Below are 12,644 nucleotides of genomic sequence, written 5' to 3'. Positions count from 1 at the left end.
CGCCGGCCCCTCCACAGCCCCGGGGGGCCGCACCGATCGTCCACGGAGCCGTCGACGGCGCCACCTGAGGCGCCGCACCGCGGCACGGTGGTCGCATGGGGATCGAAGACGACGTGCGCGGTGCGGGCGGCATCGTGCGCGTGCGGCGGCTGCGCGAACGCGGCTGGAGCGAGCGGCAGCTGCGCGCGGCCGTCGAGACCCGACGACTGTCGCGTCCGCGCAAGGGCTGGGTCGCGCTCCCCGACGCGGACCCACATCTCACGGCGGCGGCCCGCGCCGGGGTGGTGATCTCGTGCGTGACCCAGGCGGAACGACTCGGCCTGTGGCTGCTCGAACGCACCGCCCAGCCGCACGTGGCGGCGTCGCCGCGATCGGGCGCGGTCCGCGCGCCCCGCGCACACGTGCACTGGGCGCAGCCGATCGTGCCCCGACATCCCGACGCCCTCGTCGACGAGATCGAGAACGTCCTGGCTCTCGTCGCGCAGTGCCTCCCGTTCGAGGAGGCGCTGATCGTGTGGGAATCGGCACTCGACCACAAGTTCGTGACGCTCGACGAGCTCCGCCGCCTGCCCTTTCGCGGCGCCGCCCGGGAACTGCTCGATCGGGCGAGCCCGTACTCGGGATCGGGACTCGAGACCCTCTTCATCGCTCGCCTGAGCTGGCTGGGCGTGCCGATCGTTCCGCAGGTGTGGATCGCCGGCCACCGCGTGGATTTCCTCATCGGCGCACGGCTGGTGTTCCAGATCGACGGCGGAACGCACGTCGGCGCGCAGCGCACGAGCGACATCGCCCACGACGCCGAGCTCATGCTGCTCGGCTATCACGTCATCCGTGTCGGCTACGGCCAGGTCGTCCACCGCTGGCACGAGGTGCAGGCGCTGGTCATGAGGGCGGTCGCGCAAGGGCTGCACATCGCCCGCTGAGCGCACCACCCGGACGCCGGTTCCTCGCCGGACGCCGGTCCCTCGCCGGATGCCGAGGAGCCGCCGGATGCCGAGGAGATGGCGGATGCTGAGGAGCACCCACCGGCATCCCGTCCTCAGCTCTCGACATCTCCTCGCGATCGGTCGGCGCGTGACGGCGCGACCGCGCCGCGCCTCCAGCTCGCGCGATCGACGGCGAAGGCGAGGTGCGGCATGTCGACGCCCCGGTAGTGCGTCGTGAAGGTGCGCCGGACCGTCATGCCCAACCGGATCGCGACGTTCATGGAGGCCACGTTCGTCGCCCCGCACCTTCGCGTACAGCTCGACGATCGGCAGGGTGGCGAAGGCCCAGTCGCGGCATGCCGAGGCCGCCTCGACGGCATACCCGCGGTGCCAGTGCGCCCGTTCGAAGAGGTAACCGACCTCCACGACCTCGTCCAGGTCGATGCGCTGACGCGTGATGCCGCACTGGCCGATCATCTCGCCGGAATCGCGGTGGACGACGGCCCACAGGCCGTGACCGTCGTCGTGGTAGCGCTGCACCTGGCGATCGAGCCACTGCCTCGTCTCCTCCTCGGAGAACGCGCCCTCGTACGCGCGCATGGCCTGCCGATCCTGGAGAATCCGGCGAAGGGCCGGCAGATCGTCGACCGTCATCTCGCGGAGCTCCAGGCGCGAGATCGCGAGGATCACGTCGCGATCCGGATGCCGAGGGCCTGGGCGAACGTCGCCGCGTGCAGTTCCGCCTGTCGGGGTTCGAGCCAGGCACCCGTCAGGGAGCGCGCATCTGTGAACGACAACGCCTCGAGGCCGCGCAGGTCGAGATCCGCCGCGCGGAGACCGCGGGTGTCGACCTCGTCGGCCCGGCATCCCTGGAACGCGACGCGCGTCAGCCGGCCCTCGGGGAGGTCGATCGTCCCGAACCGGCAGTCGACGAAGAGCACGTCCGTCACCTCCGCCGAGGGAAGCGACAGGTAATCGACGTGCACACCGCGCAGCACCACGCTGTCCCAGCGCGCACGGAGTCCGTCGAGCGTCGCGATGCGGCCGCCGGAGATCTCGACGTTGCGCCAGGTGCCGTCGCGGGCGATGACTTCGACGGCCCGCAGGTCGTCGACGGCCACATCGACGAGCGTCGTGCCGGTGAGATCGAGATGACCCACCGTCGCCCCGGCCAGACGCGACTCGCCGATGCGGGCGTGCGCGGCATCCACGTCGCCGCCGAGGCCGACCAGCGCGACGCCGAGCAGGTCGTCGCGGGCGTGGACGGCGGAGACCTCCTCGAGCACCGCCGGCAGGTCGGGGGCTCCCGTGCGAGGGGCGAGAGGGGTGCGGGAGCGCGCGGCCATGCCTCGAGCCTACGCGGACGGTATGATGGGCTGATCAGCAACGATCCGGCCATCACCGGGGAGCTCGCGGAAGAAAGTCCCTCACGGGGCCGCTAGAACCGCGCGGGGCAGGCCCGTCACAGCCGCAGTACGAGTGGCCGCCGCCTCGCGCGCCGGCAAGCGGGGTGGTACCGCGGTCGCACGATCGTCCTCGCAGGAAGACTGCACGATTCACACGATGCACGAGCCCCTGCTGGAGTGACATGACCTACCCCCGCCCTTCGACGAGCGCCCCCACCGCCGACGGCGCGAGCGCCTTCGGGCCCGCCGCCGAGGTGTCGCCGAGCCCGCGATTCCCCGAGATCGAGCGCGACATCCTCGACTTCTGGTCGCGCGACGACACGTTCCGGGCGTCGATCGCCCGCCGTGAAGGCGCCGAGGAGTGGGTCTTCTACGACGGCCCGCCCTTCGCCAACGGCCTTCCGCACTACGGGCACCTGCTCACCGGGTACGCCAAGGACCTCTTCCCGCGCTTCCAGACGATGCGCGGCAAGAAGGTCGACCGCGTCTTCGGGTGGGACACGCACGGCCTTCCCGCCGAGCTCGAGGCCATGAAGCAGCTCGGCATCACCGAGAAGAGCGAGATCGAGCAGATGGGGATCGCCGCTTTCAACGCGAAGGCACGCGAGTCGGTGCTCGAGTACACGCAGCAGTGGGAGGACTACGTCACCCGCCAGGCGCGCTGGGTCGACTTCGAGCGCGGCTACAAGACGCTCGACACGGGCTACATGGAGTCGGTGCTGTGGGCCTTCAAGGGTCTGTGGGACAAGGGGCTCGCCTACGAGGGCCACCGCGTGCTGCCCTACTGCTGGCGCGACGAGACACCGCTGTCCAACCACGAGCTGCGGATGGACGACGACGTCTACAAGATGCGTCAGGACCCGTCGGTCACCGTCACCTTCCCGCTCGTCGGGGTGAAGGCGGAGAGCCTCGGGCTCACCGGCGTCCGCGCCCTCGCGTGGACGACCACCCCCTGGACCCTCCCGACCAACCTCGCTCTGGCCGTCGGGCCCGAGATCGAGTACGTCGTGGTCCCCGGCGGGCCGCAGGGCGCCGCCGACGTCCCGGCATCCGGCGACGACGAAGGCGCCACGGCGCACCGCTACCTGCTCGCCTCCGACCTCCTCGGCGGCTACGCGAAGGACCTCGGCTACGAGAACGCCGCCGATGCGGCCGAAGCGGTGGAGCGGACGATCCGGGGCGCGGAGCTCGCGGACGTGCACTACGACCGCCTGTTCGACTACTACGCGGATGCCGAGGTGTGGGGGACCGGCACGGCCTGGCGCATCCTCGTCGACGACTATGTGAGCACCACCGACGGCACGGGCATCGTGCACCAGGCGCCCGCCTACGGCGAGGACGACCAGCGGATCACCGAGGCCGCCGGCATCCCGCTCATCATGAGCCTGGACGACGGCGGACGCTTCCTGCCCCAGGTCGCGGACGTGGCCGGCGAGCTCTGGATGGACGCGAACCGTCCGCTGATCCGGCTGCTGCGCGCGGAGGGACGACTGCTGCGCGAGGCTTCCTACGAGCACTCCTACCCGCACTGCTGGCGGTGCCGGAACCCTCTGATCTACAAGGCCGTCTCCAGCTGGTTCGTGCGCGTGACCGCGATCAAGGACCGGCTCATCGAGCTCAACGAGCAGATCACCTGGGCACCGGAGAACGTCAAGCACGGCCAGTTCGGCAAGTGGCTCGAGGGGGCGCGCGACTGGTCCATCAGCCGCAACCGCTTCTGGGGCTCGCCGATCCCGGTCTGGCGCAGCGATGACCCGGAGTACCCGCGGGTCGACGTCTACGGGTCTCTGGCCGAGCTGGAGCAGGACTTCGGACGCCTTCCGCGCAATGCGCAGGGCGACGTCGACCTGCACCGTCCGTACATCGATGAGCTGACCCGGCCCAACCCCGACGACCCGACCGGACAGAGCACGATGCGCCGCATCGAGGACGTGTTCGACGTGTGGTTCGACTCGGGCTCGATGCCCTACGCGCAGGTGCACTATCCGTTCGAGAACCGCGAGTGGTTCGACGAGCACGCGCCGGCCGACTTCATCGTGGAGTACATCGGTCAGACGCGCGGCTGGTTCTACGTCATGCACGTGCTCTCCGGCGCGCTGTTCGACCGGCCCGCCTTCACGGGCGTCGCCTGCCACGGCATCGTGCTCGGCAGCGACGGCCAGAAGATGAGCAAGTCGCTGCGCAACTACCCCGACGTCAGCGAGGTGTTCGATCGCGACGGCTCCGACGCGATGCGCTGGTTCCTCATGGCCTCGTCGGTGCTGCGCGGCGGCAACCTGATCGTCACGGAGGAGGGCATCCGCGCGGGCGTCCGCGAGTTCCTGCTGCCGCTGTGGAACACGTGGTACTTCTTCGCGACCTATGCGAACGCCGCGACCGCCGACGGATACGAGGCGCGCTGGCGCACCGACTCGACGAACGTGCTGGACCGCTACATCCTCGCCCTCACCGGCGACCTCGTGCGCGGTGTCGCCGCCGACCTCGAACAGCTCGACTCGACGACGGCCGCGGCGAAGCTCCGCGACTTCGCGGAGGCGCTCACCAACTGGTACGTGCGTCGCTCGCGCGACCGGTTCTGGGTCGGGGTGACCGACGACGAGACGTCGACCGAGGCCTTCGACACCCTGTACACGGTGCTCGAGACGCTCACGCGCGTCGCCGCACCGCTGATCCCGCTCGTCTCCGAGCGCGTCTGGCAGGGGCTCACCGGGGGCCGCAGCGTGCACCTGGAGGACTGGCCCGACCCCGACGCCTTCCCCGCCGCCGCCGACATCCGCACGGCGATGGACGCCGTGCGCGAGGTGTCCAGCGTCGCGAACGCGCTCCGGAAGAAGGAGGGCAAGCGCGTGCGCCTGCCGCTCCCGCGTCTCACGGTCGTCGTGCCCGACGCGCGCGCCCTGGCGCAGTTCGAGGACATCGTCCGCGAGGAGCTGAACGTCAAGGCCGTGGAACTGGTGGAGCTGGAGGCCGGTACCGCCGCGGAGTTCGGCATCACGCACCGCCTCTCGGTGAACGCGCGTGCCGCCGGCCCCCGCCTCGGCAAGCAGGTGCAGCAGGTCATCGGCGCCGCGCGCGCCGGCGAGTGGAGCGAGCACGACGGTGTCGTGACGGTCGGCGGCATCGCCCTCGAGCGGGGCGAGTACGACCTGGTGCTCGAGACGGCGGGGCGTCCCGAGGGGGAGGCGCTCGCCGTGCTTCCGGGCGCGGCCGACCGCCAGGGCGGGTTCGTGCTGCTGGATACGACGACCACGCCCGAGCTGGAGGCCGAAGGGCTCGCCCGCGACACGATCCGCGCCGTGCAGGACACCCGCAAGGCGGCCGGGTTCGACGTGAGCGACCGCATCCGCCTGCAGCTGCTGTTCGAGGCGCGCGAGGATGCCGACGCGGTGGCGTCGGCGTTCGGGGCGGCGGATGTCGCGGGGGAGACGCTCGCCCTCGACTACGCCGTGGTCGATCCCGACGGCACGGCGCTGCTCGGCGAGGGGTCGGTGCTCGCCGCGGCCGAGACGATCGACGCCGACCACACCGCGCTGATCGCCGCGGGCACCTATGCCAACACCGGCGCCTTCACAGTGGCCGTCACCCGGATCGGAGCAGACTCGTGAGCGACCGCAACCGCGCCGACGCCGTCTACCGCGCACTGCTCACCCGACAGGGCGAGCAGTGGGTGCAGCCGCGCGTCGAACGCACGCGTCGGGTCCTCGAGCTGCTCGACGACCCGCAGCGCACCTACCGCGTCGTCCACGTGACGGGCACCAACGGCAAGACCTCCACGAGCCGGATCATCGAGTCCATCGTCCGCGCGCACGGCCTGCGGACCGGCCTGTTCACGAGCCCGCACCTGGAGCGCTTCACGGAGCGCATCATGATCGACGGCGAGCCCATCGACGACGGACTCATCGCCGACGCGTGGGACGAGATCGCTCCCATCGTCGATCTCGTGGATGCGGAGCTCGCGGCATCCGGCGACGCCGCCCTCACCTTCTTCGAGCTGCTCACGGTGCTGGCCTTCGTCGCGTTCGCCGACGCCCCGGTCGACGTCGCGGTCGTCGAAGTCGGCATGGGCGGCACGTGGGACTCCACTAACACGGCGGACGGCGACGTCGCGGTGATCGCCCCGATCGACCTCGATCACGCCGACAAGCTCGGCCACACCATCGCCGAGATCGCGACGGTCAAGGCGGGCATCATCAAGCCCGGCGCCGCCGTGGTGTCCGCGCAGCAGGAGGCCTCGGCACTGGCCGTCCTCACCGACGCCGCCGCCGCGCGCGACGCCTCGCTCGCGGTGGAGGGGTCGGCGTTCGGGCTGACGAGTCAGCGCCTGGCGGTCGGCGGCCAGCAGCTCGCCGTCCGCGGCCTCGCCGCCGCCTACGACGACCTCTACCTGCCGCTGTACGGCGCCCACCAGGGACACAACGCCGCGCTGGCGATCGCCGCGGTCGAGTCGCTCATCGGCGCCGGCGTACAGCCGATCGCCCCCGACGTGCTCACCGACGGACTCGCGCAGGTGACCTCGCCCGGTCGCCTGCAGCTGATCGGGGTCGCTCCCACGGTGCTCGTCGACAGCGCGCACAACCCGCACGGCGCCCGCGCGCTGGTCGCGGCGCTGGGCGACTCGTTCGACTTCGACGAGTGGGGGATTGTGTTCGGCGCCTTCGGCGACAAGGACACGGCCGGAATCGTGTCGACGCTCGCCCCCGCGGCCGCGCATGTCTTCGTCACCGCGCCGGATTCCGAGCGCGCCGCCGACCCGGAGGCGCTGGCCGATCTGGTCGAGGCCGTCGGCATCCCCGTCACGGTCCACCCCGCCCTGGCGGACGCGGCCGAGGCGGCACGCGAGTGGGCATCGGGTTCGGAGCGGCGTGCCGTGGTCATCGCCGGCAGCGTCGTGCTCGCCGGTGAGGCCCTGCAGCTCGCTGCGGATGAGGACTGGAAGAGCGGATGGCGCGCGTGAGCGGGCGCGTGCGCCGCGCTCGGGGCGCCGAGGAGTCGCTCGCGCAGGTGGTGCTCGGGTTCGAGTCGATCATCGTCTTCCTCGGCGGCCTCGCCGTCTACGGCTTGAACGCCCTTCCTGCCGGCATCGCCTCGTGGTGGGGGATCGTCGCGGGTTCCGTGCTGGCGGTGCTCATGATCGCGACGACCGGCGTCGTCCGCTTCCGGTGGGGTATCGCGCTCGGCTGGCTCTGGCAGGCGCTCATCGTGCTGGGCGGGTTCATCGTGCCGGCCCTCGTGATCGTCGGCGTCATTTTCGGTGGGATGTACGCGTATGCGACGATCAAGGGCAGAGCGCTCGATCGCCGCAACGCCTCGCGCGCGCACGCTTCCTCCCCGCACGCCCCGAACGGAGAATGACATGCCCACCGAAGAAACCCTCGTCCTCGTCAAGCCGGACGGCGTCGCACGCGGTCTCACCGGCGCGATCCTCGCCCGCATCGAGGCGAAGGGCTACGCCCTCGTCGACATCAAACTCGTCGAGCCCGACCGCGACGTGCTCGAGCAGCACTACGCGGAGCACGCCGGCAAGCCCTTCTACGAGCCCCTGCTCGAGTTCATGCTGTCCGGGCCGTCGGTCGCCATCCGCCTCGCCGGCAACCGCGTGATCGAGGGCTTCCGTTCGCTGGCGGGCACGACCGATCCCACGACGGCCGCCCCGGGCACCATCCGCGGTGACTTCGGACGCGACTGGGGCCTGAAGGTTCAGCAGAACCTCGTGCACGGCAGCGACAGCCCCGAGTCCGCCGCACGCGAGCTCGCGATCTGGTTCTGAGCCGGGGGCCGGCGCTGCCGGCCACCGCTTTCGGCGTCGATCAGAAGATGACGTCGATCAGCTGAGGGATCGCGTCGAGGCGCAGCTGCGCCAACAGCAGCACGACGGCGTAGGTGACGAACGCCATCAGCGGCACCCACGCGCTCAGCGCCGTGCCGACGGCGCGGACACGGGCGTTGTCGGAGACCACTCCCGATCGCAGGAGATGGACGGCGACCGCGTAGAACGTCGGGATCGTCACGAGCCATGTGACCATGCACCACGGGCAGAGCGTGCCCAGGATGTAGATGCTCTGGCTGATGAGCCAGATGACGAATCCGAACGCGAAGGTGATTCCCGCGAAGAAGGTCCACCAGAACCATCGGGCGAAGCGGGCGCCCGCGAGGATCGCCATCCCCACGACGATGGGCGCCATCCATCCCGTCAGCCCGATGATCGGGTTCGGGAACCCGAACGCGCTGCCCTGCGGCGAGTTCAGGTTCGCGCTGCACTGCACCACGATGCTGAAGTCGCAGGATGCCGCGACCGTCGAGTCCGCGACCTTGTCGAACTTCTCGAGCGTCAGGGCGAAGGCGGCGATCCATCCGATCGCTCCGGCGATCACCAGCCAGATCGCGAGGATTCTCGGGCGACTGTCGATCGTGCGTGAGGCCATGACGGCGATTATCGCATCCATGTGCATGAGGTTCGCTGGGTCCACTCCGACGGAACGCGCGATGCTCGGCGGCGCCTCTGCTCAATCCTCACGAGAAGATGCGATAATGGGGGCCGATGCATCGCGGCCGCGCCGCAACCGGCATCACCGAAGACTTCGGGCGATGAACGCCCTTGGCAGCACGAGCCCCGCCGACGAGCGGGTGAGGCTGCAGACCGAGTGAGTACGCGGTTCCCCGGCATCCGGGTGAGGCCGCCAGAGTTCACCCGACGGCACGCGGAGCCGGCGGCGAGGAGTAAGCCAGAGATGGCCGATGACAACAACGATCAGTCCACCATCGCCGCGGACGGGGCGCTGAACGCCCCCGAATCCACCGCTGCGACCGCCCACGAGCCGGCCGACGTCGAGGTGGCCCCCGCGGCGACCGAACCGGCCGTCGAGACGTCCGCGGAGCCCGAGACGTCCGCCGAGCCCGAGACGTCCGCTGCAGACACCGCACCCGAGCCTGCTCCTGCGGACGCGGCTCCCGCAGAGGCCGCTCCTGCGGAGGCCGACGCGGCGTCGGCAGAGGCCGAGGCGCCCGAGACCCCCGCGTCCGACACGCCCTCGGCGGAGACCGATGCCGCCGCGGCCGAGGAGCCCGCCAAGGACGAGCCTCTCACCGCGGTCAGCTTGGGGCTGCTGCCCGCCGACTTCGTCTCGGCGGTCTCCACCCAGCTCGTCTTCTACGCGCCCGCCATCGCGCCGCTCCCGCCGCGCCCGGGTGCGCGGCCCGAGAGCCGCGACGAGCGCGAGGAGCAGGGGCCCGACAGCGGCTCCAGCGCACGCCGGCGCAACCGTCGCCGCGGGGGAGGCGGCTCGGCATCCGACGCCGACGACGCGCCCCGCGAGCAGAACCAGCCGCGCCGCCGCGCCGTCGAGCTCATCACCGAGCCCCAGCGCATCAAGGGCTCGACGCGCCTGGAGGCGAAGAAGCAGCGCCGTCGCGACGGCCGCGAGGCCGGCCGCCGTCGCACCGTCGTCACGGAGGCGGAGTTCCTCGCCCGGCGCGAAGCCGTCGACCGCGACATGATCGTCCGCTCCAAGAACGGTCGCATCCAGATCGCCGTCCTGGAGGACAACGTGCTCGTCGAGCACTACGTCGCCCGCAGCCAGGAGTCGTCGCTCATCGGCAACGTCTACCTCGGTCGCGTGCAGAACGTGCTCCCGAGCATGGAGGCGGCCTTCGTCGACATCGGCCGCGGCCGCAACGCCGTGCTGTACTCGGGCGAGGTGGACTGGGACGCCGTCGAGACCGGCAACCAGCCGCGACGCATCGAGCTCGCCCTCAAGAGCGGCGACCGTGTGCTCGTGCAGGTCACGAAGGACCCGGTGGGCCACAAGGGCGCCCGCCTGACGAGCCAGATCTCCCTTCCCGGCCGCTACCTCGTGTACGTCCCGGGCGGCGCGATGAACGGCATCTCCCGCAAGCTCCCCGACACGGAGCGGGCCCGCCTCAAGCGCATCCTGAAGGAGGTCCTTCCGGAGTCGAGCGGCGTCATCGTGCGGACGGCGGCCGAGGGCGCCACCGAGGAGCAGCTGACCCGCGACGTCCAGCGCCTCACCGCGCAGTGGGAGCACATCTCCACGCAGGTCGAGACGATCGGCGCCCCCGCCCTGCTGCACTCCGAGCCGGACCTGCTGGTGAAGATCGTCCGCGACGTCTTCAACGAGGACTTCTCGAAGATGCTCATCCAGGGCGAGGACGCCTACCAGACCATCACGGCCTACCTCGCGGGTGTCGCGCCCGACCTGCTGGAGCGCGTCGAGAAGTACGAGGACGACCAGGATCCCTTCGACCGGTTCCGCGTGACCGAGCAGATCGAGAAGGCTCTCGACCGCAAGGTGTGGCTGCCGTCGGGCGGTTCGCTCGTCATCGACCGCACCGAGGCGATGACGGTCGTCGACGTCAACACCGGCAAGTTCGTCGGCTCCGGCGGCAACCTCGAAGAGACCGTCACCAAGAACAACCTCGAAGCGGCCGAGGAGATCGTCCGACAGCTCCGGCTGCGCGACATCGGCGGCATCATCGTCGTGGACTTCATCGACATGGTGCTCGAGTCCAACCGCGATCTCGTGCTCCGCCGCCTCGTGGAGTGCCTCAGCCGCGACCGGACCAAGCACCAGGTCGCCGAGGTCACCTCGCTCGGCCTCGTGCAGATGACCCGCAAGAAGCTGGGGCTGGGTCTGCTCGAGACCTTCAGCGAGCCCTGCGAGGTCTGCGCCGGCCGTGGCGTGATCGTGCACCACGACCCGGTGGTCAAGCACCGCGGCTCGCAGGCTCCGTCCTCCAACGGCGGTCGCCGCTCGCGTCAGAGCGCGCCCGCCGGCGGCAGCGGCGCCAGCGCCAACGGAGGCACGCACGTGATCACGGAGAGCGCGAAGTCCGCGCTCGCGCAGATCGCCGCCTCCACGATCCACACGACGGCCGAGGATGCCGCGGCGCAGGCCGACGCGACGCCCGTGATCACGCTGCCCGACCCGGAGAACGACGCCGCCGCCGAGCGCCCCAAGCGCCCGCGCAAGAAGCGCGAGCCTTCCACGCGCGCGACGGCCGAGAAGAAGACCGAGAAGGACATCCTCCTCGACTCGGTCCTCAGCGCCCTTCCCGAGCCGAAGGCGCCGGGACAGGGACGCGGCCGACGCCGCGTGACCACGGCTGCACTCACCGGCACGCCGGTGGCGGCGACGCCCGCGGGGGAGTCCACGGAGGCCGCGTCGGGCGAGTGAGCCTCAGCTCTCGCGGCGCTCGCGGGCGGTGATCCGCAAGCCCGACGCGATGAGGCGCTTGACCAGCTCGTGGCCGCTGACGTGCTCCGCACCGGCGGCCACGAGACGGTCGAGCGCGTCCTCCGGGACGTCATAGTGATCGCGGTCGAATCCGCGACGGGGGATGCCGTTGGCCGCGGCGAAGGCGTGGAGCTCCTCCAGGTCGCTGTCGCTGACCAGATGCGCCCAGAGCCGCCCATGGGCCGGCCAGCGGGGGTCATCGATGAGGATCGCCATGCCCGCAGTCTAGGTCGACGCGCGACACGCCTCGCTCTGCTTTTGCCGATGTCCCCGGCATCCGGTAAAGTAGACCCTTGGTGCGTCGAGTTCCGCCTCCGCACTGGATGTTTGGGCACGACCTTCCCGGGACGTGCTCGTCCCATGAAGACAGCCGGAGCCGCAGGTTCCGCAGAAGAAAAACAGGTGTGAAGTGGTTTACGCAGTTGTGCGCGCCGGTGGCCGTCAGGAGAAGGTCGAGGTCGGCACGATCGTCGTCCTCGATCGTCAGCAGGCCAAGGTCGGCGAGAAGCTCGAGCTGCCCGCGGTGCTGCTCGTCGATGGCGACGCCGTGACGACCGACGCCGACAAGCTCGCGAAGGTGACCGTCACCGCCGAGGTCCTCGGCGAGGAGCGCGGTCCGAAGATCGTCATCCAGAAGTTCAAGAACAAGACCGGCTACAAGAAGCGCCAGGGCCACCGTCAGGACCTCACGCGCGTCAAGATCACCGGCATCAAGTAAGCGGAAGAGGCAGACGAGATGGCACACAAGAAGGGCGCAAGCTCTACCCGTAACGGTCGTGACTCCAACGCCCAGCGACTGGGCGTGAAGCGCTTCGGCGGCCAGCAGGTCCTCGCCGGCGAGATCCTCGTCCGCCAGCGCGGCACGCACTTCCACCCGGGCGCCAACGTCGGCCGCGGTGGAGACGACACGCTGTTCGCCCTCGCCGCGGGTGCGGTCGAGTTCGGCAGCAAGGGCGGCCGCAAGGTCGTCAACATCGTCGCCGCAGCGGAGTGACCGCGCGGTCGACCACAGACATGAGGTGAGGGGCGGGCTTCGGCTCGCCCCTCCTTCTTTACCACCG

The 12,644-nt window shown here is 70.6% G+C and carries 12 protein-coding genes and 1 pseudogene; 8 read left to right on the top strand and 5 right to left on the bottom strand.

Annotation, left to right across the window (positions count from 1 at the left end; all coding sequences use genetic code 11):
* Nucleotides 1-95: 95 nt before the first annotated feature.
* Entirely contained in the window at nt 96-923 is an 828-nt protein-coding gene (locus tag AC1Q49_RS01510; protein WP_492490730.1) for an endonuclease domain-containing protein, read from the top strand.
* Between the two features lie 116 nt (nt 924-1,039).
* On the opposite strand, the gene AC1Q49_RS01505 is transcribed toward AC1Q49_RS01510, so the two are convergent.
* The 3 genes and pseudogenes from AC1Q49_RS01505 to AC1Q49_RS01495 all read right to left on the bottom strand — a co-directional run bounded on the left by AC1Q49_RS01505 (nt 1,040) and on the right by AC1Q49_RS01495 (nt 2,272).
* Entirely contained in the window at nt 1,040-1,207 is a 168-nt protein-coding gene (locus tag AC1Q49_RS01505) for a hypothetical protein (protein WP_492490729.1), read from the bottom strand.
* A 79-nt stretch (nt 1,208-1,286) separates the two neighbouring features.
* Nucleotides 1,287-1,580: pseudogene (locus AC1Q49_RS01500) on the bottom strand (GNAT family N-acetyltransferase); the annotation flags it as partial.
* A 32-nt stretch (nt 1,581-1,612) separates the two neighbouring features.
* Nucleotides 1,613-2,272: a pentapeptide repeat-containing protein gene (locus tag AC1Q49_RS01495; protein ID WP_060958548.1), complete on the bottom strand. Its 660-nt coding sequence runs from the start codon at nt 2,270-2,272 to the stop codon at nt 1,613-1,615.
* Between the two features lie 242 nt (nt 2,273-2,514).
* Here AC1Q49_RS01495 and ileS point away from each other — a divergent pair, with 242 nt between their 5' ends.
* From ileS to ndk, 4 genes are read left to right on the top strand one after another with little or no spacing between them, the layout of a single operon-like run.
* Nucleotides 2,515-5,937, top strand: a complete 3,423-nt coding sequence (ileS, locus tag AC1Q49_RS01490; RefSeq protein ID WP_492490728.1) for an isoleucine--tRNA ligase — start codon at nt 2,515-2,517, stop codon at nt 5,935-5,937.
* Entirely contained in the window at nt 5,934-7,286 is a 1,353-nt protein-coding gene (locus AC1Q49_RS01485) for a bifunctional folylpolyglutamate synthase/dihydrofolate synthase (RefSeq protein ID WP_101306284.1), read from the top strand. The genes ileS and AC1Q49_RS01485 overlap by 4 nt, the downstream gene beginning before the upstream one ends.
* Nucleotides 7,274-7,684 (top strand): DUF4233 domain-containing protein, encoded by a 411-nt coding sequence (locus AC1Q49_RS01480; RefSeq protein ID WP_060958551.1) that lies wholly within the window; start codon nt 7,274-7,276, stop codon nt 7,682-7,684. The genes AC1Q49_RS01485 and AC1Q49_RS01480 overlap by 13 nt, the downstream gene beginning before the upstream one ends.
* A 1-nt stretch (nt 7,685) precedes the next feature.
* The gene (ndk, locus tag AC1Q49_RS01475) at nt 7,686-8,099 is read left to right on the top strand and encodes a nucleoside-diphosphate kinase (RefSeq protein WP_005053482.1); all 414 of its coding nucleotides are present in this window, start codon (nt 7,686-7,688) and stop codon (nt 8,097-8,099) included.
* A 40-nt stretch (nt 8,100-8,139) separates the two neighbouring features.
* Here ndk and AC1Q49_RS01470 read toward each other — a convergent pair whose 3' ends face one another.
* Complete coding sequence (locus tag AC1Q49_RS01470; protein ID WP_060958552.1) at nt 8,140-8,754, bottom strand: vitamin K epoxide reductase family protein; 615 nt, start codon at nt 8,752-8,754, stop codon at nt 8,140-8,142.
* 306 nt (nt 8,755-9,060) lie between these two features.
* Between AC1Q49_RS01470 and AC1Q49_RS01465 the strand changes: the two genes are divergently transcribed.
* Nucleotides 9,061-11,523 (top strand): Rne/Rng family ribonuclease, encoded by a 2,463-nt coding sequence (locus tag AC1Q49_RS01465; protein ID WP_492490726.1) that lies wholly within the window; start codon nt 9,061-9,063, stop codon nt 11,521-11,523.
* A 3-nt stretch (nt 11,524-11,526) separates the two neighbouring features.
* Here AC1Q49_RS01465 and AC1Q49_RS01460 read toward each other — a convergent pair whose 3' ends face one another.
* On the bottom strand, nt 11,527-11,799 hold the full coding sequence (locus AC1Q49_RS01460) for a DUF4031 domain-containing protein (protein ID WP_060958554.1): 273 nt from the start codon (nt 11,797-11,799) through the stop codon (nt 11,527-11,529).
* A 193-nt stretch (nt 11,800-11,992) separates the two neighbouring features.
* Here AC1Q49_RS01460 and rplU point away from each other — a divergent pair, with 193 nt between their 5' ends.
* Complete coding sequence (rplU, locus tag AC1Q49_RS01455) at nt 11,993-12,301, top strand: 50S ribosomal protein L21 (RefSeq protein WP_060958555.1); 309 nt, start codon at nt 11,993-11,995, stop codon at nt 12,299-12,301.
* A gap of 18 nt (nt 12,302-12,319) precedes the next feature.
* A complete protein-coding gene (gene rpmA, locus AC1Q49_RS01450) occupies nt 12,320-12,577 on the top strand; it encodes a 50S ribosomal protein L27 (protein ID WP_060958556.1) in 258 nt (85 codons plus the stop codon).
* Nucleotides 12,578-12,644 lie beyond the last annotated feature (67 nt).

The organism is Microbacterium sp. MPR-TSA4, assembly GCF_058792815.1.
The sequence above is the reverse complement of the archived record's forward strand: the minus strand, read 5'-3'. Positions and strand labels throughout refer to the sequence as shown.